Origin of the sequence: Caldimonas caldifontis, assembly GCF_002930615.1 — a bacterium.
GTDB classification, from domain to species: Bacteria; Pseudomonadota; Gammaproteobacteria; order Burkholderiales; family Burkholderiaceae_C; genus Caldimonas; species Caldimonas caldifontis.
Map to the genome: position 1 here is coordinate 90,574 of NZ_PSNX01000008.1, position 20,890 is coordinate 111,463.

General features: G+C 68.0%; 16 protein-coding genes. 12 read left to right on the plus strand and 4 right to left on the minus strand.

Features of this window, described 5'->3' with window-relative positions:
- Nucleotides 1-245: 245 nt before the first annotated feature.
- Entirely contained in the window at nt 246-1,745 is a 1,500-nt protein-coding gene (locus C1704_RS09955; RefSeq protein ID WP_146076067.1) for a sensor histidine kinase, read from the plus strand.
- Here the strand turns inward: C1704_RS09955 and C1704_RS09960 are convergent.
- Nucleotides 1,742-2,911, minus strand: coding sequence for an FAD-dependent monooxygenase (locus tag C1704_RS09960; protein ID WP_104302572.1), 1,170 nt, complete (start codon nt 2,909-2,911; stop codon nt 1,742-1,744). The two genes, C1704_RS09955 and C1704_RS09960, sit on opposite strands and share 4 nt — an antisense overlap.
- A gap of 106 nt (nt 2,912-3,017) precedes the next feature.
- On the opposite strand from C1704_RS09960, the gene C1704_RS09965 reads away from it, so the two are divergent.
- The 9 genes from C1704_RS09965 (at nt 3,018) to C1704_RS10005 (ending at nt 14,257) form a co-directional block, all read left to right on the plus strand.
- Nucleotides 3,018-3,722: a transposase gene (locus tag C1704_RS09965; RefSeq protein ID WP_104302573.1), complete on the plus strand. Its 705-nt coding sequence runs from the start codon at nt 3,018-3,020 to the stop codon at nt 3,720-3,722.
- Between the two features lie 127 nt (nt 3,723-3,849).
- Nucleotides 3,850-8,598 (plus strand): glutamate synthase-related protein, encoded by a 4,749-nt coding sequence (locus C1704_RS09970; protein ID WP_104302574.1) that lies wholly within the window; start codon nt 3,850-3,852, stop codon nt 8,596-8,598.
- 22 nt (nt 8,599-8,620) lie between these two features.
- A complete protein-coding gene (locus C1704_RS09975) occupies nt 8,621-10,087 on the plus strand; it encodes a glutamate synthase subunit beta (RefSeq protein ID WP_104302575.1) in 1,467 nt (488 codons plus the stop codon).
- A gap of 169 nt (nt 10,088-10,256) precedes the next feature.
- A complete protein-coding gene (locus C1704_RS09980; protein ID WP_104302576.1) occupies nt 10,257-11,096 on the plus strand; it encodes an ABC transporter ATP-binding protein in 840 nt (279 codons plus the stop codon).
- On the plus strand, nt 11,093-11,878 hold the full coding sequence (mlaE, locus tag C1704_RS09985; protein ID WP_104302577.1) for a lipid asymmetry maintenance ABC transporter permease subunit MlaE: 786 nt from the start codon (nt 11,093-11,095) through the stop codon (nt 11,876-11,878). Before C1704_RS09980 ends, mlaE begins: the two co-directional genes overlap by 4 nt.
- 50 nt (nt 11,879-11,928) lie before the next feature.
- Nucleotides 11,929-12,408, plus strand: coding sequence for an outer membrane lipid asymmetry maintenance protein MlaD (gene mlaD / locus C1704_RS09990; RefSeq protein WP_104302578.1), 480 nt, complete (start codon nt 11,929-11,931; stop codon nt 12,406-12,408).
- A gap of 22 nt (nt 12,409-12,430) precedes the next feature.
- Entirely contained in the window at nt 12,431-13,192 is a 762-nt protein-coding gene (locus C1704_RS09995; RefSeq protein ID WP_104302579.1) for an MlaA family lipoprotein, read from the plus strand.
- A gap of 150 nt (nt 13,193-13,342) precedes the next feature.
- A complete protein-coding gene (locus tag C1704_RS10000) occupies nt 13,343-13,966 on the plus strand; it encodes an MlaC/ttg2D family ABC transporter substrate-binding protein (RefSeq protein WP_104302580.1) in 624 nt (207 codons plus the stop codon).
- A gap of 9 nt (nt 13,967-13,975) precedes the next feature.
- Nucleotides 13,976-14,257, plus strand: coding sequence for an STAS domain-containing protein (locus C1704_RS10005; RefSeq protein WP_104302581.1), 282 nt, complete (start codon nt 13,976-13,978; stop codon nt 14,255-14,257).
- A gap of 18 nt (nt 14,258-14,275) precedes the next feature.
- On the opposite strand, the gene C1704_RS10010 is transcribed toward C1704_RS10005, so the two are convergent.
- Entirely contained in the window at nt 14,276-15,130 is an 855-nt protein-coding gene (locus C1704_RS10010) for a MurR/RpiR family transcriptional regulator (protein ID WP_104302582.1), read from the minus strand.
- Nucleotides 15,131-15,138: 8 nt separating this feature from the next.
- Nucleotides 15,139-16,584: a glucose-6-phosphate dehydrogenase gene (gene zwf, locus C1704_RS10015; RefSeq protein WP_104302583.1), complete on the minus strand. Its 1,446-nt coding sequence runs from the start codon at nt 16,582-16,584 to the stop codon at nt 15,139-15,141.
- A gap of 249 nt (nt 16,585-16,833) precedes the next feature.
- Between zwf and tal the strand changes: the two genes are divergently transcribed.
- Together tal and pgi are read left to right on the plus strand one after the other, a co-directional pair.
- A complete protein-coding gene (tal, locus tag C1704_RS10020) occupies nt 16,834-17,787 on the plus strand; it encodes a transaldolase (RefSeq protein ID WP_104302584.1) in 954 nt (317 codons plus the stop codon).
- On the plus strand, nt 17,784-19,373 hold the full coding sequence (pgi, locus tag C1704_RS10025; RefSeq protein WP_104302585.1) for a glucose-6-phosphate isomerase: 1,590 nt from the start codon (nt 17,784-17,786) through the stop codon (nt 19,371-19,373). The genes tal and pgi overlap by 4 nt, the downstream gene beginning before the upstream one ends.
- Nucleotides 19,374-19,381: 8 nt before the next feature.
- Here pgi and C1704_RS10030 read toward each other — a convergent pair whose 3' ends face one another.
- Nucleotides 19,382-20,797, minus strand: a complete 1,416-nt coding sequence (locus C1704_RS10030; protein ID WP_245876450.1) for a sigma-54 interaction domain-containing protein — start codon at nt 20,795-20,797, stop codon at nt 19,382-19,384.
- Nucleotides 20,798-20,890 lie beyond the last annotated feature (93 nt).

A 20,890-nucleotide genomic window follows, 5' to 3' on the forward strand; every position in this document is an offset into this window, starting at 1 on the left:
AGGCCGGGCGGATTCGCCAAGTCGGATTCCAGCATGCACACCTCGTTCAAAGCGGAGAGAAAGGGAGGGGCTGCCGGGGCAGCCCCTCCAAACACCACGGACATGAGCGGGGGGGAGGAGGAGGGATCCGTGGCGACACGACAGGCTGGGTTCCAGCCGATGCCGATGGCGCCATGGTAGAAACGGCCCGGACCGCGCCTTGTCATCCACCCGGGTGGCCGGTCTGTCGGAATCCGCTGACACCTATGAACCCTGCCCCCGAATCCTCCGCGTCCTGGTCCTTGCGCCGCCTCTGGCGTGAAGGCCTGCGCCGCCTGCGCCAGGCCCATGAAGAGGTGGAGGCGGCGGCGGCCCGCTCCGGGCAGGTGCCCGCACGCCTGCTGCGCCGCCTTGCCCTGCTCAAGCTCGCGCTGCCGATGGTGCTGGCGCTGGGGGCGGGCATGCTGTGGGTCACGGAAAGTGGCTACGAGCGGCTGGAGCGCACCTATGCCGAGCTGAAGGGCTCGCGGGTGTTCTCGGCCAACCTCAACAGCCTGTCCTTTCTGGCCGCTCGCGCCGACGCCACGCAGGCGGAGTACCTGCTCACGCGCACGCCGGAAAGTCTTTCACATCACCGTTCCTCGTTGCAGCAGATCGTGGCGATGTACCAGCCTCTGGCCGACGTGGGTGCGCAGCGGGCCGACGCCGGTGATCTGGCGGTGGCCCTGCGCTACATCGAAGGCGAGAAGGAAGAACTGGCTCGCCTGGATGCGCTGGGGCCCTCGGCCACCGGGTCTGACATCGAGGCGGCGCTCAAGCCCAACCCCGTGTCGGACGGCAGCCTGCGCGAGGCGATCGGCCGCATGGTGTCGGGCGAGCGCGCGCTGCTGGAACGCGCCGAGGCCGAGGCCGCCAGCGAGATGCAGCGCCAGCGCTGGGTGTCGCTGGCCACCATCGCCGCGGGCATGCTGCTGCTCATCCTCCTTTTCCAGGCCTATCGCAGCGAGTTCGAGGACGAGCAGCGCATGGCCCAGCGACTGCAGGAAGAGCGCGACCGCCTGGAGCGTGCCGTGCGCAGCCGCACCCGGGAACTGTCCGAACTTGCCACCCACCTGCAGGAAGTGGCCGAACAGGAGAAGGCCCGCCTGGCACGCGAACTGCACGACGAGCTGGGCGCCATCCTCACGGCCAGCAAGATGGATGTGTCGATGGTCATGCGCAAGGGCCTTCAGCCGCCCGACGCCGCGCTGGAGGCCCTGCAGCGCGTGCAGGCCAACCTCGAACAAGGCGTGCAGATCAAGCGCCGGGTCATCGAGGGGCTGATGCCCTCGACCCTGAGTCACCTGGGGGTGGTGGCTGCGGTGGATGCACTGGCCGACGAGGTCGAGGCCCAGTCGGGTCTGCGCATCGAGCGCGACCTGCCAGAGTCCCTCACGCTCGATCGCGAGCGCAGCATCGCGGTCTTCCGTCTGGTCCAGGAAGCGCTGACCAATGTGCAGAAGCATGCGCGGGCCACCCAGGTCGATCTGGTGCTCGAAACCCGCGACGACCGCTTGTGCCTGCGCCTGCGCGACAACGGCATCGGCCTGGACCCGACCAAGACCCGCAAGCTCAAGAGCCATGGCCTGCGCGGCATGAAGCACCGGGTGGACGCCTTTGGCGGCCGCTTCGAGATCGGCACCGCTCCCGGGGGCGGCACGGTGATGGCGGTGGAGATCCCGCTGACCGACCTGCCGGCCCCGGACGACGAGGGCGAGGCCGCCTAGCGCCGCCCGAACATCATCTGCCTTGCCAGCAGTGATTTCGCGGGGGACAGCCGCTGCAGTGCGGCCAGCCCCAGCGCCCGGGCCGCGCTCAGGCCGGGCAGTTCCCAGGTGAAGCTGCGGGCCAGGAAATCGGTGACGGCAATCGTGCCCCAGCGGTCGGGCGCGCGATGCCATTCCACACGCCGCAAGGCCGTGTCCACATTGGCTTCGCGGCGCAGGCGGTCCACCAGTTCGAAGGCATCGCGCAGGCCGAGGTTCAGGCCCTGGCCGGCCACCGGGTGCAGGGTCTGGGCCGCGTTGCCGATGCGCACCGTGCGCCCGTCCACCAGGCTGCGTTCGGCATTGAGCCCCAGCGCGAAGTCCTTCAGCGGGCTGAGCGTCTCGATGCGGCCGGTCTCCGGGTGGATCAGGTGGTTGAGCACGGCGATGCGCTGCGTGTCGCTCAGTTCACGCACCGGGTCGTCGGCGCTGGGCACGCACCACACCAGCGCGGCTTCCTCACCGCCCAGCGGCAGCAGCGCCACCGGGCCGTGGGCGGTGAAGCGTTCGTAGGCGGTGCCCGCCGGCAGGCCGCGCACGGTGGCCTGTCCCACCCAGGCCGTCTGGGCGTAGTCGTGGCTCAGGGCCTTGCGCGCCTGATCGGCGAACACGCCGCCTTCGGCCACCACGGCCAGGTCGAAGGCCTCGGCGATGTCGGCATCCAGTTCCACCCCGCCGGGCACGTTCTTCAGGGACCGCACCGGGGTGCCCAGTCGCAGCACCAGCCGTTGTGGTTCGGCCTCGCAGGCCGCCTGCCAGGCCTGCTGCAGCGGGGCCACCAGGCGACCGTAGCGCAGCACGGCGCCCAGCAGTGGCACGCCTTCATCCACGGCGTCGATCATCACCTGCGGTTGCTGCCGCACGAACGGCAGCGGCTGCGCCTGCGACACGTGCACGTGGAGGATGGGCTGGGCGGCCGATGCCGGCCAGGCCTTCAGCCGCTGCAGCAGCTGCACGCTGCCCAGCGACAGCGCCAGCGTGCGCGGATCCCCGGACACGTCGCGCTCGGGTGGACGTGCGTCGAAGACGGTGATGCGGGCGCGGGGCAGTTCGCGCGCGGCGAGCAAGGCCAGTGCCAGCCCGCAGGGGCCGGCGCCAACCACGGCGATGTGCAGGTCAGCGGACATGGTGCAGCGTTTCTCGACGGGCACAGCCCGGTGCGTCGATGATAGGCGTGGACGCGTCGATATCATCGGGAGCCCCATCCGCCGATCGGCCTTCAAGCCCCCCCTCATGGCCCGACTGCCCCGCCTCGTCCTGCCCGGCCTGCCCCACCATGTGATCCTGCGCGCCCACGCCGGCCAGCCGGTCTTCGGCGACGATGCCGACCACCGGGCCTATCTGGAGGCCCTGCGCGAGGCGGCGCACACCCATCACGTGGCTGTCCACGCCTATGCGCAGGTGCCCCGTGAGGTGCAGCTGCTGGTGGTGCCCGAGCAGGCCGAGGGGCTGGGCCGCATGATGCAGTCGATCGGGCGCCGGCACGGGGCCTGGTACAACCGGCGCCACCAGCGCAGCGGCAGCCTCTGGGACGGGCGCTACCGGGCTGCGGCGGTCGAGCCCGAATCTTGCTTCGTGGACCTGTGCCTCTACATCGAGGCACTGCCAGTGCGCCTGGGCCTGTGTGCCCGCCCGGTCGACTGGCCCTGGTCCAGCCTGGCTCACCACCTGGGCCGCGTGCGGGACCCGCTGCTGAGCGAGCACGCCGAACTCTGGCGCCTGGGCAACACGCCCTTCGACCGGGAGGCGGTGTACGCCCGGCGCACCGAGGAGGGGCTGCCGGCGGCCCGGGTGCACGAGATCGATCTCACCTCCGGCCGCGGCTGGGTCCTCGGCAGCCCGGCCTTCCTGGCCCAGATCGCGGCCGAGACCGAGCGACCCGTCCAACCCCGCCCCCGGGGGCGTCCGCGGCGCGACAGCCCCACCCCAAAAGATTGACCCCATTTATTTTGATAGCCTGCCATAGACTCGTATAAATAGAGTCTGACCCCATTTAATTGCGCTTGAAGTCCCTGGATGGCTGCAGTACCCTCGCGTTATCCCTAACGATGACCCGGAGTGCGCCATGCAACAGGCCGCCCACGGGGGAGCTTCCCCCGAAGAAATCCGCGCCCTGGCCGAACAAGGCCTGTACGATCCGACGAACGAGCACGACGCCTGCGGTGTCGGTTTCGTGGCTCACATCAAGGGGCAGAAGGCCCACAGCATCGTCGAGCAGGGCCTGAAGATCCTCGAGAACCTCGACCACCGCGGCGCGGTGGGCGCCGACAAGCTGATGGGCGACGGTGCGGGCATCCTGATCCAGATCCCCGACGAATACTTCCGTGCCGAGATGGCCAAGCAGGGGGTGACGCTGCCGCCGCCCGGCGAGTACGGTGTGGGCATGATCTTCCTGCCCAAGGAGCACGCCTCGCGCCTGGCTTGCGAGCAGGAACTCGAGCGCGCCGTGAAGGCCGAGGGTCAGGTGCTGCTGGGCTGGCGCGACGTGCCGGTGGACCGCGACATGCCGATGTCGCCGCTGGTGCGTGAGAAAGAGCCGGTGATCCGCCAGATCTTCATCGGCCGTGGCCCGGACATCATCGTGCCCGACGCGCTGGAGCGAAAGCTCTACGTCATCCGCAAGACGGCCTCCAGCGCCATCCAGCGTCTCAAGCTCACGCATTCGCGCGAGTACTACGTGCCCAGCATGAGCTGCCGCACCATCATCTACAAGGGCCTGCTGCTGGCCGACCAGGTCGGCACCTATTACAAGGATCTCCAGGATCCACGCACCGTGTCGGCCCTGGCCCTGGTGCACCAGCGCTTCTCGACCAACACCTTCCCCGAGTGGCCGCTGGCCCACCCCTACCGCATGGTGGCCCACAACGGCGAGATCAACACCGTCAAGGGCAACTTCAACTGGATGCGTGCCCGCGAAGGCGTGATGGGCTCGCCCGTGCTCGGCGATGACCTGAAGAAGCTCTACCCGATCAGCTTCGAGGGCCAGTCCGACACGGCCACCTTCGACAACGCGCTGGAACTGCTCACCATGGCGGGCTATCCGCTGGCCCATGCGGCGATGATGATGATCCCCGAAGCCTGGGAGCAGCACACGCTGATGGACGAGCGCCGCCGCGCCTTCTATGAATACCACGCCGCGATGCTGGAGCCCTGGGACGGCCCGGCCGCGATGGTCTTCACCGACGGCCGCCAGATCGGCGCCACGCTCGACCGCAACGGCCTGCGTCCGGCGCGCTACATCGTCACCGACGACGACCTGGTGGTGATGGCCTCGGAGTCGGGCGTGCTGCCCATTCCCGAGAACAAGATCGTCAAGAAGTGGCGCCTGCAGCCCGGCAAGATGTTCCTGATCGACTTCGAACAGGGCCGCATCGTCGATGACGAGGAGCTGAAGAACCTCTATGCCTCGGCCAAGCCCTACCGCCAGTGGATCGAGAACGTGCGCGTCAAGCTCGACACGCTCGACGTGGTGGGCCAGCCGCCGCAGTTCACCGAATCGCTGCTCGACCGCCAGCAGGCCTTCGGCTACACGCAGGAAGACCTCAAGTTCCTGATGAGCCCCATGGCCCAGGCCGGCGAGGAGGGCATCGGCTCCATGGGCAACGACTCGCCCCTGGCCGTGCTGTCGGACAAGAACAAGCCGCTGTACAACTATTTCAAGCAGCTCTTCGCCCAGGTCACGAACCCGCCGATCGACCCGATCCGCGAGGCCATCGTGATGTCGCTGGTGTCCTTCATCGGGCCGAAACCCAACCTGCTGGACATCAACGCCATCAACCCGCCCATGCGCCTGGAGGTGTCGCAGCCCATCCTGGATTTCGACGACATGGCGCGCCTGCGCCAGATCGAGCGCCACACGGGCGGCAAGTTCAAGAGCTACGAACTCAACATCACCTACCCGCTCGACTGGGGGCGTGAAGGGGTCGAAGCCAAGCTCGCCTCGCTGTGTGCCGAGGCCGTGGACGCCATCAAGACCGGCCACAACATCCTCATCATCACCGATCGCTACATGACCCGCGGCCAGGTGGCGATCCCCGCGTTGCTGGCGCTGTCGGCCGTGCACCACCACCTGGTGCGCGAAGGCCTGCGCACGACCGCCGGTCTGGTCGTCGAGACCGGCTCGGCGCGCGAGGTGCATCACTTCGCCGTGCTGGCCGGCTATGGTGCCGAGGCGGTGCACCCCTACCTCGCGATGGAGACCCTCGTCTCCATGCACGCGGAGCTGCCGGGCGAGCTGTCGGCCGAGAAGGCCATCTACAACTACGTCAAGGCGATCGGCAAGGGCCTGTCGAAGATCATGTCCAAGATGGGCGTGTCGACCTACATGTCCTACTGCGGGGCCCAGCTCTTCGAGGCCATCGGCCTGAAGAAGGAGATGGTGGACAAATACTTCCGCGGCACGGCCTCGCAGGTGGGCGGCATCGGCGTGTTCGAGGTGGCCGAAGAGGCCATCCGCATGCACGTGGCGGCCTTCGGTGACGACCCGGTGCTCAAGACCATGCTGGACGCCGGCGGCGAATACGCCTGGCGTGCCCGTGGCGAAGAGCACATGTGGACGCCCGACGCCATCGCCAAGCTGCAGCACAGCACCCGCGCGGGCAAGTTCGACACCTACAAGGAGTACGCCCAGATCATCAACGACCAGTCGCGCCGCCACATGACGCTGCGCGGCCTGTTCGAGTTCAGGCTCGATCCGAGCAAGGCCATCCCGATCGAGGAGGTGGAGCCGGCGTCCGAGATCGTCAAGCGTTTCGCCACCGGCGCGATGTCGCTGGGCTCCATCTCCACCGAGGCCCACTCGACGCTGGCCATCGCGATGAACCGCATCGGCGGCAAGTCCAACACCGGTGAAGGCGGTGAAGACCCGGCGCGCTATCGCAACGAACTCAAGGGCATCCGCATCCAGCAGGGCACCAAGGTGTCCGACGTGGTGGGCACCAAGGTCATCGAGGCCGACTACGAGCTGAAGGCCGGGGACTCGCTGCGCTCGAAGATCAAGCAGGTGGCCTCGGGCCGCTTCGGCGTGACCACGGAGTACCTGGTGAGCGCCGACCAGATCCAGATCAAGATGGCCCAGGGTGCCAAGCCCGGCGAGGGCGGCCAGCTGCCCGGCGGCAAGGTGTCCGAGTACATCGGCTTCCTGCGCTACTCGGTGCCCGGTGTGGGCCTCATCAGCCCACCGCCCCACCACGACATCTACTCGATCGAGGACCTGGCCCAGCTCATCCACGACCTCAAGAACGTCAACCCTGCTGCCTCCGTGTCGGTGAAGCTGGTGTCGGAAGTGGGCGTGGGCACGATCGCGGCCGGCGTGGCCAAGGCCAAGGCCGACCATGTCGTGATCGCCGGCCATGATGGTGGCACGGGTGCCTCGCCCTGGTCGTCCATCAAGCACGCGGGCACGCCCTGGGAGCTGGGGCTGGCCGAGACGCAGCAGACACTGGTGCTGAACCGACTGCGCGGGCGCATCCGAGTGCAGGCCGACGGCCAGATGAAGACCGGCCGCGACGTCGTGATTGGCGCGCTGCTGGGCGCCGACGAATTCGGCTTCGCCACCGCGCCGCTGGTGGTCGAGGGCTGCATCATGATGCGCAAGTGCCACCTCAACACCTGCCCGGTGGGCGTGGCCACGCAGGACCCGGTGCTGCGTCGCAAGTTCCAGGGCAAGCCCGAGCACGTGGTGAACTACTTCTTCTTCGTTGCCGAAGAAGCCCGGTCCATCATGGCCCAGCTGGGCATCCGCACCTTCGACGAGCTCATCGGTCGCACTGATCTGCTCGACATGAAGAAGGGCATTGAGCACTGGAAGGCCCGCGGCCTGGACTTCAGCCGCATCTTCCACCAGCCGGCTGTGCCGGCCGAGGTTGCCCGCTACCACGTCGAGACCCAGGATCACGGTCTGGAGCGCGCGCTGGACGTGCGTCTGATCGAGCGCTCGCGTGCGGCCATCGACAAGGGCGAGAAGGTCCAGTTCATCGAGACGGCGCGCAATGTCAACCGCACCGTGGGCGCCATGCTCTCGGGCGAGGTGATCCGCCGCCACCCCGAAGGCCTGCCCGACGACACGATCCACATCCAGATGGAAGGCACCGGCGGTCAGAGCTTCGGCGCCTTCCTGGCCAAGGGCATCACGCTGTACCTGATCGGCGATGCCAACGACTACACCGGCAAGGGCCTGTCCGGTGGCCGGGTGGTGGTGCGCCCGAGCATCGACTTCCGTGGGGACGCCACCAAGAACATCATCGTGGGCAACACGGTGCTGTATGGCGCCACCAGCGGCGAGGCCTTCTTCCGCGGCGTGGCGGGCGAGCGCTTCGCCGTGCGCCTGTCGGGGGCCACGGCGGTGGTGGAAGGCACCGGCGACCACGGCTGCGAATACATGACCGGCGGCACGGTGGTGGTGCTGGGTCAGACCGGTCGTAACTTTGCGGCCGGCATGAGCGGCGGCATCGCCTACGTCTATGACGAAGACGGCCAGTTCGCCAAGCGCTGCAACACCGCGATGGTGGGGCTGGAAAAGGTGTTGCCCGCCGCCGAGCAGCGAGCCACGATGGACGCCGCGATCTGGCACAAGGGTCAGACCGACGAGGAACTGCTCAAGAAGCTGGTGCAGGACCACAACCGCTGGACCGGCTCGCAGCGCGCCCGCGACATCCTCGACCGCTGGGAGGAGGCCCGCACGAAGTTCGTGAAGGTCTTCCCGCATGAGTACAAGCGCGCGCTGGGCGAGATCCATGCCCGCAACGAAGCCGCCCAGACCATCGAGCGGGCCAGGTCGAGCGACAAGCCCAAGTCCACCAAGGCCAAGGCCTGAGCCGCATCAGGAGTTCAAGAACATGGGAAAAGTCACTGGCTTTCTGGAATACGAGCGTCTCGAAGAAGGCTATGAGCCGGTCGAGAAGCGGCTGAAGACCTACAAGGAGTTCGTCATCGGCCTCAAGGAGGATGAGGCGAAGATCCAAGGCGCGCGCTGCATGGACTGCGGTACGCCGTTCTGCAACAACGGCTGCCCGGTCAACAACATCATCCCGGACTTCAACGACCTCGTGTACCGCGGCGACTGGCGCAACGCCATCGAGGTGCTGCATTCCACCAACAACTTCCCGGAGTTCACGGGCCGCATCTGCCCCGCGCCTTGCGAGGCGGCCTGCACGCTGAACGTGAACGACGATCCGGTGGGCATCAAGTCCATCGAGCACGCCATCATCGACCGCGCCTGGATGGAAGGCTGGGTGCTGCCCCAGCCCCCGGCCCGCAAGACGGGCAAGAAGGTGGCCGTGGTCGGCTCCGGTCCGGCCGGCCTGGCGGCGGCTCAGCAGCTCGCGCGGGCCGGCCACGACGTGACGGTGTTCGAGAAGAACGACCGTATCGGCGGCCTGCTGCGCTATGGCATCCCCGACTTCAAGATGGAGAAGTCGCACATCGACCGCCGCATCAAGCAGATGGAGGCCGAGGGCGTCACCTTCCGCACCGGCGTGCTGGTGGGCAAGATGCCTGAGGGCTCCAAGGTCACCAACTGGGCCAAGGAGACCGTCAGCGCCGAGCAGTTGCGCAAGGACTTCGACGCGGTGCTGCTGGCCGGTGGCGCCGAGCAGTCGCGCGACCTGCCGGTGCCCGGTCGGGAACTGGCGGGCGTGCACTTCGCGATGGAGTTCCTGCCTCAGCAGAACAAGGTGGTGGCCGGCGACAAGCTCAAGGATCAGATCCGCGCCGATGGCAAGCACGTCATCGTGATCGGCGGCGGCGACACCGGCTCTGACTGTGTGGGGACGTCCAACCGCCATGGTGCGAAAAGCGTCACCCAGTTCGAGCTGATGCCCATGCCTCCTGAGCAAGAGGACAGGCCGCTGACCTGGCCGTACTGGCCCTACAAGCTGCGCACCTCCTCCAGCCACGAGGAAGGTTGCGTGCGCGAGTTCGCCATCGCCACCAAGGAGTTCATCGGCGAGAAGGGCCGGGTCACCGGCCTGAAGACCGTGCGCGTCGAGTGGAAGGACGGCAAGATGGTCGAGGTGCCGGGCACCGAACAGGTCATGAAGGCCGACCTCGTGCTGCTGGCCATGGGCTTCGTGAGCCCGGTCGGCTCCGTGATCGAAGCCTTTGGCGTGGACAAGGACAACCGGGGCAACGCCAAGGCCAGCACCGACCTCATCGGCGGCTACCGCACCAACGTGGACAAGGTGTTTGCTGCCGGCGACATGCGCCGTGGCCAGTCGCTCGTGGTCTGGGCGATCCGCGAAGGTCGCCAGGCCGCCCGTGCCGTGGATGAGTTCCTGATGGGTCACAGCGACCTGCCCCGCTGACGGCCCGGGCCGCCTTCGGGCGGCCTTTTTCACGCGAATCCGTGGCGCGTGCGCCACAAAGACCCCCTGCCTGCGCAGGCCTGTCCCGGGCCGGCGGCCGGGGCGTTCCCGTGTTTTCCCCTATCATCCGTGAGCCGGTGCCTTGTCCCCACCGGCTTTTTTGTCCCGGATGCTGAATCACACCCTGGCCCCCATCCCCCACACCCCGCCGCTGGTCGAGCTGCGCGGGGTGAGCTTCGGCTATGGGGACCGCGTCATCATCGAAGACGTGAGCCTGACCGTGCCCCGGGGCAAGGTGGTGGCGCTCATGGGCACCTCCGGCGGCGGCAAGACCACCGTGCTGCGCCTCATCGGCGGGCAGGTCAAGCCGCAGAAGGGACAGGTGCTCTTCGACGGCGTGGACATCGCCGCGATGGACCGCACCGAGCTCTACGCCATCCGCCGGCGCATGGGCATGCTCTTCCAGTTCGGCGCGCTGTTCACCGACCTGTCGGTCTTTGACAACGTGGCCTTCCCTTTGCGCGAGCACACGCGCCTGAGCGAGGAGATGATCCGCGACCTCGTGCTGATGAAGCTCGACGCCGTGGGCCTGCGCGGTGCGCGCGACCTGATGCCCTCCCAGGTGTCCGGCGGCATGGCGCGGCGTGTGGCGCTGGCGCGGGCGATCGCGCTCGACCCCGATCTCATCATGTATGACGAGCCTTTTGCCGGGCTCGACCCGATCTCCATGGGCGTGGCGGCCCGCCTGATCCGCCAGCTCAACCAGGCCCTGGGCGTGACCAGCCTGGTGGTGTCGCACGACGTGGACGAGACCTTCCTGATTGCCGATCACGTGGTCTTCCTGGCCAACGGCCGCATCGCCGCCCAGGGCACGCCGGCCGAGATGCGGGCCACCGACGACCCCCTGGTGCGCCAGTTCGTCGATGCCGAAGGGGATGGCCCGGTGCGCTTCCATTACCCGGCCGCCGACGTGGCCGAGGATTTCCGCCTGCCCGGAGGCCGCCCATGATCGGCTGGCTGCACCCCGGGCGTGTGGGTCGGGCCGTGCGAGGCTTCCTCGCCGACCTGGGCCGCGCCGCACGCATGCTGGCGTACCTGTTCGCCCTGGGTGGCAAGGCCTTCGCCCGCCCGCGCCTGGTGGCCGACCAGTTGCACTTCCTGGGCAACTACTCGCTGGCCATCATCGCGGTGTCCGGCCTGTTCGTGGGTTTTGTGCTGGGCCTGCAGGGCTACTACATCCTGCAGCGCTACGGCTCGTCCGAGGCGCTCGGGCTGATGGTGGCGCTGTCGCTGGTGCGCGAGCTCGGCCCCGTGGTGACCGCCTTGCTTTTTGCAGGCCGCGCCGGCACCTCGCTCACCGCCGAGATCGGCCTGATGAAGGCCGGCGAGCAGCTCACCGCGATGGAGATGATGGCCGTCGATCCGGTGCAGCGCGTGCTGGCGCCGCGCTTCTGGGCCGGCATCATCGCGATGCCCCTGCTGGCCGCGGTGTTCAGCAGCGTGGGCATCATCGGTGGCTGGATCGTCGGCGTGGTGATGATCGGCGTCGATGGCGGCGCCTTCTGGTCGCAGATGCAGGCCGGGGTGGACGTGTGGTCCGACGTCGGCAACGGCGTGATCAAGAGTTTCGTGTTTGGCGTGACGGTGAGCTTCATCGCCCTGTGGCAGGGCTTCGAGGCCAAGCCCACGCCCGAGGGCGTCTCGCGGGCGACCACCCGCACCGTGGTGGTGGCGTCGCTGGCGGTGCTGGGCCTGGACTTCATGCTCACCGCCTGGATGTTCTCGATCTGATGTGATGCTTGTTGAGCCGCGAACCCAGGTTCGTCGGCGGGAGTGGTGTGATGCCTCAGTCTCGACATGATGTGTGGGTGGGCCTGTTCGTGCTGCTGGGTGGTGCGGCCCTCCTCTTCCTGGCCCTGCAGGCCGGCAACCTGCTGTCGCTGTCCTTCGAGGACACCTACCGTGTGCAGGCCCGCTTCGACAACATCGGCGGCCTCAAGCCCCGCTCGGCGGTGCGCAGCGCCGGCGTGGTGGTGGGCCGCGTCGAGTCGATCAGCTTCGACGACACCACTTACCAGGCCAATGTGACCCTGAGTCTGGAAAAGCGCTTCGCCTTCCCGAAGGACAGCTCGGCCAAGATCCTGACGGCGGGCCTGCTGGGCGAGCAATACATCGGCCTGGAGCCGGGCGCCGAGGAGAAGATGCTGGTCGCTGGCGACGTCATCACCCAGACCCAGTCGGCGGTGGTGCTGGAAAACCTGATCAGTCAGTTCCTCTTCAACCGCGCGGCGGAAGCGGGGGACGGCGCTTCGCGCCCCTGACACAACCCGCAGGAGCACGCCCATGCGACATGTGCTGATCCGACTGCTGCTGCTGGCCTCGCTGGGTGGCTTGGGCGCCTGCGCCACCACCCACCCCGGCGACCCCTTCGAGCCTGTCAACCGCAAGGTCTTTGCCTTCAACGACGCGGTGGACCGCGCCGTGCTGGAGCCCACGGCCAAGGCCTACCGGGCCGTCGTGCCCGGCCCCGTGCGCACGGGGGTGAGCAATTTCTTCGGCAACATTGCCGACCTGTGGTCGGCCGTGAACAGCTTCCTGCAGTTCAAGCTGGCCGATGGCCTGCACAGCACGATGCGGGTGGGGATCAACACCTTCTTCGGCTTCGGCGGGCTGCTGGACATCGCCAGCGAGGCCGGCCTGTACGCCGTGCCCGAGGACTTTGGCCAGACCCTGGGCCACTGGGGCCTGGGCCCGGGGCCCTACCTGGTGCTGCCTTTGCTGGGGCCATCGACCTTGCGCGACACGGCGGCCCTGCCGGTGGACATGCAGGCCAGCCCGGGTAACCTCCTGACGAACGACACCGCGACGGGCTACGGCATCACCGGCTTGCGGGTGATCGACACCCGCACCCGCCTGCTGGAGGCCACGCGCATGCTCGACGACGCGGCGCTCGACAAGTACCTCTTCACCCGCGACGCCTGGCTGCAGCGGCGTCGCAACCTGGTCTACGATGGTGCTCCGCCGCCCAGCGAGGACGAGGAAGACTGGGACAGCGACGAGCCCGCCGCAGCGCCGGCACCCACCCCGGCCGCCTCGGCACCGTGAAGTGGGGCTTGTCCTCAGGTAAAGATTTGCTTCCGACCTGCCGTTGGAGAAACCTCTGCTCACAATGCAGGCCTGGAGCCGAACCATTCGCTGCCTGACAGGGTCACAACCATCGTCGCCGACAGGCTGCACAAGGAAGGAAAACACTGCATGAACCGTCGACTCTTCGCCTCGCTCAGTCTGGCCTTGTCGGCCGTGCTGGCTGCGCCCGCCGTCCTGGCCGCTCCCATTGCGCCCGATGTTTTCATTCGTGACCTTTCGAACGACATCCTGGAGACCGCCAAGAAGGACACGGCGCTCCAGAATGCCGACCTGAACAAGGTGATCGCGCTGGTGGACAGCAAGATCATCCCGCACACCAACTTCCGCCGCATGACGGCCTCGGCTGTGGGCCGCTACTGGCGACAGGCCACGCCCGAGCAGCAGCAGCGCCTGCAGGACGAGTTCAAGCTGCTGCTGGTGCGCACCTACGCCGGCGCGCTCAGCCAGGTCAAGGACATGTCGGTGCACATGCTGCCCCTGCGCGCCCGCCCGGAAGACACCGACGTGATCGTGCGCACCCAGGTGCGTGGCGCGGGCGAGCCCGTCCAGATGGACTATCGCCTGGAAAAGGCCGGCGACACGTGGAAGATCTACGACGTCAACGTGCTGGGCATCTGGCTGGTGGAGAACTACCGCTCCACCTTCGCCCAGGAGATCAGCAAGGGCGGCATCGACGGCCTGATCAACAGCCTGGCCGAGCGCAACAAGGTGGCCGCTGCGGCCCGCAGCTGAGGTTCGGCCGTGCTGCTGCTGCCCGACACCCTGACGATGGCCGAAGCGCCGGACACGCTGCGCATGCTGAGCCAGGGCCTGCGCGACCAGGCCGGCGACACCCTGGTGGTCGATGCGAGCGGGCTCAGGCGCTTCGACTCCTCGGCGCTGGCCGTGCTGATCGAGTGCCATCGTCTGGCCGTCGCCTGGGGCAAGGGCTTCGAGGTGCGGCACCTGCCGCCCAAGCTGGCCGATCTGGCGGGCCTCTACGGCGTCGGGGGCCTGCTGCCGGCTGGCGCGGCCGTGGCCTGAGCCCGGCCGGCCCCGCGCTCACTCCGGTTGCGCGTAGCGCTTGGCGCGCAGGTTGCGCTTGATCTCCTGCAGCATCGGGCGCAATTGCTCGCCCAGGCGCAGGGCCACACCGGTGGTGAGGATGTCGATCACCGTGAGGTGCAGCAGCCGCGACACCATGGGGCTGTAGCGGTCGTAGTCCTCGGGGTGGTCCACGGCCAGCAGCACCTGCGCATGGTGCGTGAGCGGCGAGCCACTGGCCGTGATGATGATGGTGGTGGCGCCCTTGCGGCGCGCGATCTCGGCGGCATCCAGCAGGTCGCGGCTGCGTCCCGAGTTGGAGATGATCACCGCGCAGTCGCCCGGCTGCAGCATGGTCGCGCTCATCACCTGCACGTGGCCGTCGCTGTAGGCCACCGCGTTCACGCCCAGGCGAAAGAACTTGTGCTGCGCGTCCTGCGCCACGATGCCCGAGTTGCCCACGCCGTAGAACTCGATGCGCCGCCCGCTCTTGCCGGCCGCCGTCAGGGCCTCGATGGCGCGATCGAAGGCGTGGCTGGCGGCGTCGTTGCGGAACTTCAGCAGGGCTGACACCGCGTTGTCGATCACCTTGACGATGAGGTCGCCGGGCTTGTCGTCCTCGTCCACCGAGCGGTGCACGAAGGGCACGCCTTCGTTGACGGTGCCGGCCAGCTTGAGCTTGAAGTCGGCGAGGCCGTCATAGCCCACGCTGCGGCAGAAGCGCACCACGGTGGGTTTGCTCACATGGGCCCGCTCGGCCAGTTCGGCCACCGGCAGGCTGGCAAAGCTGCGCGGGTCGGCCAGCACCAGCTTGGCCACACGCTGTTCGGCCGGAGGCAGGGCGGGGATCGAGGCCTTGATGCGGTCGAGCATGCCGTCTCCTACTGTTCTTCGGCCCAGGCAAAATTGTCGCGCGCAACCAAGGCGCTGGCCGCGGCCGGGCCCCAGCTGCCGGCGGCGTAGGGGCGCGGGCCGGTGCCGTCGCGCGCCCAGGCGTCCAGGATGGGTTCGACCCAGCGCCACGCCTGTTCCTGTTCGTCGCTGCGCACGAAGAGGTTGAGCCGGCCGGCGATCGCATCGAGCAGCAGGCGCTCGTAGGCGCCCACGCGTTCGGTGGGGAAGGCCTTGTCGAAGTCGAGGTCGAGGAAGACCGGGGCGAGCGCCTCCTGCTGGCCCGTGCCCTTGGCCGCGAGCAGGTGCAGTTCCAGGCCGTCCTCGGGCTGCAGCTTGATCACCAGCTTGTTGGGCTGGCTCACGCCGGGAAAGATGGGGTGGGGCACCGGGCGGAAGTTCACGACGATCTGCGCATCGCGCGCGGCCAGGCGCTTGCCGGTGCGCAGGTAGAAGGGCACACCGGCCCAGCGCCAGTTCTGCACCTCGGTGCGCAGCGCGACGAAGGTCTCGCAGTGACTGCCCGCGGGCACCTTCAGCTCGTCGAGATAGCCCGGCACGGCCTGGCCGTCCACGCTGCCGGCTCGGTACTGGCCGCGCACCACGTCGCGCGCCACCGACTCGGGCGTGAAGGGCTTGAGCGAGCGCAGCACCTTGAGCTTCTCGTCGCGGATCGCGTCAGCGTCGTTGGTGGCCGGCGGCTCCATCGCGATCATCGTGAGCAGCTGCAGCGCATGGTTCTGGATCATGTCGCGCAAGGCGCCGGTGCGGTCGTAGAAGTCGCCGCGCGTGCCCACGCCGATGCTCTCGGCCAGCGTGATCTGGATGTTGGCGATGCTCTCGCGCCGCCACAGCGGCTCGAACAGCGCATTGCCGAAGCGCAGCGCCGAGAGGTTCTGCACCGAGGGCTTGCCCAGGTAGTGGTCGATGCGGAAGGCCTGGTTCTCGTTGAAGACTGAACGCACGACGCGGTTGATCTCCTGGGCGCTCTTCAGGTCATGGCCGAGCGGCTTCTCCAGCACGACCCGGATGTGGGGGGCATTCAGGCCGGCCGCGCCGAGCTGCTCGCAGATCACCGGGAAGAGGTGCGGGCTCGTGGCCAGATACAGCACCACGGTGTCGGCCGCGCGTTCATCGAGCCAGGCCTTCAGGTGGGCGTAGTGTTCGGGCTGGGAGAGGTCCATGCGCCGGTAGAAGATGAGTTCGGCAAAGCGTGCGAACTCTTCGTCGGTCGGGCGCTTGGGGCTCTCGACGTTCTGGAAGTGAGCCTTCAGCCAGGCCCGGTAGTCGTCATCGCTGCGCTCGTCGCGGGCCACGGCGAGGATGCGCCCGCCCGGTGGCAGCTTGCCGTGGCGGAAGGCCTGGAACAGGGCCGGCATGAGCTTGCGCCAGGTGAGGTCGCCGGTGCCGCCGAAGAAGACGAGATCGAAGGACATGATGAAAGGGAATGTGTAAGCAGCCGTCACGACGCCAGGGTGTGGGTGGGCCGCCGGAAATGTAATTTGATTACATTCGGATGATGCTTTGAAGCTGCCTTTTCGTCAACTGCAGGCGCCTCTTTCTGGTGAAGGAAGGACTTCGGGGCTGGCGTTTCAGTCCGGTTACGGAGTAATCTTGTTACTCTTCGTTGATCGATGGGCAGGGCGACAATGCTGGCTGACCCGTGCCCCGTCCTGGACCTTTCCATGAACTCACTCGACGCGCTCAAGCAATACACCACCGTGGTGGCCGACACCGGCAACTTCAGGCAGCTGGCCCAGTTCGCACCCCGCGACGCCACCACCAACCCGTCGCTCATCCTCAGGGCGGTGCAGCAACCCGAGTACCGCCCGCTGCTGGAAGCCACGGTGCGCGCCCATCCGGGCCGTGCCCTGGATGAACTGGTCGATCGGGTGCTGGTGGCCTTTGGGCAGGAGATCCTGAAGGTGGTGCCCGGGCGGGTGTCCACCGAGGTCGATGCCCGGCTGAGCTTCGACACCGGGGCCACCATCGCCCGCGCCCAGCGCCTCATCGCGATGTACGAGGCGGCGGGCATCCCGCGTGATCGCGTGCTGATCAAGGTGGCGGCCACCTGGGAGGGTATCCAGGCCGCGCGCGCGCTCGAGCACGAGGGCATCCATTGCAATCTCACCCTGCTCTTCGCCTTCTGCCAGGCCGTGGCCTGCGGCGAGGCGGGTGTGCGCCTGATCTCACCTTTCGTGGGGCGCATCTACGACTGGTACAAGAAGGCCGCCGGCTCCCAGTGGGACGAGGCGGCGAACGCGGGCCTGAACGACCCGGGCGTGAAATCGGTGACGCAGATCTACACCTACTACAAGCACTATGGCATCCCCACCGAGGTGATGGGTGCAAGCTTCCGCAACGTGGGGCAGATCCTCGCGCTCGCCGGCTGCGACCTGCTGACCATCAGCCCCGAACTCCTGGCCCAGCTGCAGGCGAGCGACGCCCCCGTCACACGCCACCTCGACCCCGAGGCCGCGCAGCGCGCCGTGCTCAAGGCGGTGAGCTACAACGAGGCCAGTTTCCGCTATGCGCTCAACGAGGATGCGATGGCCACCGAAAAACTCGCCGAAGGCATCCGCGCCTTCGCGGCCGACGCAGCCAAGCTGGACACCCTGATCCAGGAGCTGGCAGCATGATCCGCTGCGACCGCACGACCGCCTGGGCGGCACTGAAAGGCCACTACGAGGCGCACGGCCGCGACCTCGACCTGCGCGAGGCCTTTGGCCGCGATCCGGCCCGCTTCGAGCGCTTTGCCGTGGAGGCGCCCGAGGTCTTCGCCGACCTCTCCAAGAACCTGTGGGACGAGGCCACGCACCGGCTGCTGGCCGAGCTGGCCCGCGAGTGCGGCCTGGAGGCACGGCGCGACGCGATGCTGGCGGGCGAAGCGGTGAATGTCACCGAAGGCCGCGCCGTGTTGCACACGGCCTTGCGCGCGCCGCGCGGACAGGGCCCGTTCAGCGAAGAGGTGCATGACGTGCTCGACCGGATGCTGGCCTACGCCGAAAGCGTGCGTGACACGGCGAGCAGCGGCTTCACCGACGTGGTGAACATCGGCATCGGCGGCTCCGACCTGGGCCCGCAGATGGCGGTGCCAGCCCTCGATGCCTTCGTGCACCGGGGCCTGCGCTTCCACTTCGTCTCGAACGTGGACGGGCACGACATCGCGCCGGTGCTGCGTGGCCTGAAGCCGGACACCACACTGTTCATCATCGCCTCGAAGACCTTCACCACGCAGGAGACCATGGCCAACGCGCGCGTGGCGCACGAGTGGTTCGTCCAGCAAGGTGGCACCGACACCGCCAAGCACTTCGTGGCGACCACGACCAACGTGCAGGCGGCCGCCGAGTTCGGCATCAGCACGACCTTCGGCTTCTGGGATTGGGTGGGAGGGCGCTATTCGCTGTGGTCGGCCATCGGCCTGCCCATTGCGATCGCGCTGGGCCGCGAGCACTTCCGCGCCTTCCTCGACGGCGCCCATGCGATGGACCGCCATTTCGCCGCGGCGCCCCTCGAGAAGAACCTGCCGATGCAGCTGGGTTTGCTCGATGTCTGGTATCGCAACTTCCATGGCTTCACCAGCCGCAGCGTGGCGCCCTATCACCAGGGCCTGAAGCGCCTGCCGGCCTACCTGCAGCAGCTGGAGATGGAATCCAACGGCAAGCGGGTGGACCTGGAGGGCCAGCCGCTTCCGTATGGCACCTCACCGGTGGTCTGGGGCGAGCCGGGTACCAACGGCCAGCACGCTTACTTCCAGATGCTGCACCAGGGCACCGACGTGATTCCGGTGGAATTCATCCTGGTGAAGACCCCCACGCATGGGCATGCCGATCTGCACAGCAAACTGCTGGCCAACGGCCTGGCACAGGCGCAGGCGCTGATGCTGGGCAAGACCACCGAACAGGCCCTGGGTGAAAAGGCCCCGACGGCGTCGAAGGCCCTGGACGCGGCCACGATCGCACGCCACCGCACCTTCCCCGGCAACCGCCCCAGCACCACGCTGCTGCTGGAACGGCTCACGCCCCGTGCCCTGGGCGCGCTGGTCGCGATGTACGAGCACCGTGTCTTCACGAGCGGTGCGCTGTGGGGCCTCAACGCCTACGACCAGTGGGGCGTGGAACTGGGCAAGGCGCTGTGCAACGACCTGCTGCCGCGGCTGGCTTCCGGTGATCCGACAGGGCTGGATGCTTCCACCGCGGGGCTGCTCAGGCGACTGCGGGGCTGACGCACCCCTCAGCGCGACGCACGCGCCAGATGGTAAGCCGCCATCTTGCGATAGAGCGTGGCCCGGCCGATGCCCAGGCGCCTGGCGGCAGCCGCCACGCTGCGGCATTCCGACAGTGCCTGCTCGATGAGGCGGCGTTCGTATTGGCTCATCGCCTGGGCGTGGCCGGCATCGGCCGTGGTGCTGCCGGGTGCGGGCGGCAGGTCGGTCGTGAACGCGGCGGCCGGGGGCGCGGCGGGCGTCAGGGCAGAGCGCACGCTGGCGGCCGTGAGTACCGGGGAGTCTGAGAGCACGAGGGCGCGCTCGAGCACATTGCGCAGTTCCCGGATGTTGCCGGGCCAGTGATGTCGCGACAGCACGGCGAGGGCTTCGGGATCGAGTTCGAAGGCCTGGCCGGGGCGCGCGTCGGCGAAGCCCTCGAGCAGCGCTTCGCAGATGGGTTCCAGGTCGTCCAGGCGCTGGCGCAGCGGCGGGACGGCCAGCGAGAGCACGTCGAGCCGGTAATACAGATCGGCGCGGAACAGACCGTCGCGCACCAGCTCGGGCAAGCGACGCGAGGTGGCGGCGATGATGCGCACGTCTGCACGCACCACTTCATTGGAGCCCAGCGCCTCGAACTCTTTTTCCTGCAGCACGCGCAGCAGCTTGGCCTGCACGCCCAGCGGCATGTCGCCGATTTCGTCGAGGAAGAGCGTGCCGCCTTGGGCGATGTGCAGCTTGCCCTGGCGCTCGCGCTTGTCGGCGCCGGTGTAGGCACCGGCTGCGACGCCGAAGAGTTCGGCTTCGAGCAGGGCGTCGGGGATGGCTGCCATGCTCAGCGACACGAAGGGCTTGTGCGCGCGCGGTGAAGCGGCGTGGATGGCATGCGCGAGCAGTTCCTTGCCGGTGCCGGTCTCGCCCAGCAGCAGCACGGGTGAATGGGTGGCCGCCGCGCGGCGGGCCATGCGCTTGAGTTCCAGGGTGGCCGGCGAGCGGCCCACGAAGTCGGAGAAGCTGTATTTGGCCTGACGCCCCTGGCTGCGGCCTTTGCGGGCGGCGGCCAACTCCTCCTGCATGGCCAGGAAGCGCGAGACGATGGGCGAGAGCGAGGCCCATTCGTCAAAGAGGGCAAAGCCCACGGCGCCCAGCACCTCGCCGTCTTCGCGCTGCAGCGGCAGTCGGATCACGATCAAGGGCCTGCCCGGCGCGCCGGGCTGACCGGGCACGTCGAGGATGTCGAGCAGGATGGGCCGGCCGCTGCGCACGATCTCGCGCATGCGGCTGTGCGGAATCACTTCCTCGCAAGGGCGACCCAGGGCCTGTCGCGGGTCGCTCAGGCCGAAGCGCTTGGCATAGCGTTCGCTGATCCACACGATGCGTGCCTCGCGATCGACCACGAGCGTGCCTTCGATGACACGCTCGAAAGGCTTGAACACCGCATGCATGGCCGATGGCCGCAGCGAGGTGAAGTCCTCGATGCCGGCCAGGTCGGCCAGGGCCCGGATGCCGTGGCGGTCGATGTCCAGGTGAACCTCCAG

Bases quoted from the DNA above. Each gene is read 5' to 3' on its own strand.
- zwf (WP_104302583.1), bottom strand. From the start codon at position 16,584: ATGTCCTTCGATCTCGTCTTCTTCGGCGGCACCGGCGACCTCACCTGG.
- C1704_RS09960 (WP_104302572.1), bottom strand. From the start codon at position 2,911: ATGTCCGCTGACCTGCACATCGCCGTGGTTGGCGCCGGCCCCTGCGGG.
- C1704_RS09975 (WP_104302575.1), top strand. From the start codon at position 8,621: ATGGGAAAAGTCACTGGCTTTCTGGAATACGAGCGTCTCGAAGAAGGC.
- C1704_RS09955 (WP_146076067.1), top strand. From the start codon at position 246: ATGAACCCTGCCCCCGAATCCTCCGCGTCCTGGTCCTTGCGCCGCCTC.
- pgi (WP_104302585.1), top strand. From the start codon at position 17,784: ATGATCCGCTGCGACCGCACGACCGCCTGGGCGGCACTGAAAGGCCAC.
- C1704_RS10000 (WP_104302580.1), top strand. From the start codon at position 13,343: ATGAACCGTCGACTCTTCGCCTCGCTCAGTCTGGCCTTGTCGGCCGTG.
- C1704_RS09980 (WP_104302576.1), top strand. From the start codon at position 10,257: ATGCTGAATCACACCCTGGCCCCCATCCCCCACACCCCGCCGCTGGTC.
- C1704_RS09965 (WP_104302573.1), top strand. From the start codon at position 3,018: ATGGCCCGACTGCCCCGCCTCGTCCTGCCCGGCCTGCCCCACCATGTG.
- C1704_RS10010 (WP_104302582.1), bottom strand. From the start codon at position 15,130: ATGCTCGACCGCATCAAGGCCTCGATCCCCGCCCTGCCTCCGGCCGAA.
- tal (WP_104302584.1), top strand. From the start codon at position 16,834: ATGAACTCACTCGACGCGCTCAAGCAATACACCACCGTGGTGGCCGAC.
- mlaE (WP_104302577.1), top strand. From the start codon at position 11,093: ATGATCGGCTGGCTGCACCCCGGGCGTGTGGGTCGGGCCGTGCGAGGC.
- C1704_RS09970 (WP_104302574.1), top strand. From the start codon at position 3,850: ATGCAACAGGCCGCCCACGGGGGAGCTTCCCCCGAAGAAATCCGCGCC.
- C1704_RS10030 (WP_245876450.1), bottom strand. From the start codon at position 20,797: ATGCATGCGGTGTTCAAGCCTTTCGAGCGTGTCATCGAAGGCACGCTC.
- mlaD (WP_104302578.1), top strand. From the start codon at position 11,929: ATGCCTCAGTCTCGACATGATGTGTGGGTGGGCCTGTTCGTGCTGCTG.
- C1704_RS09995 (WP_104302579.1), top strand. From the start codon at position 12,431: ATGCGACATGTGCTGATCCGACTGCTGCTGCTGGCCTCGCTGGGTGGC.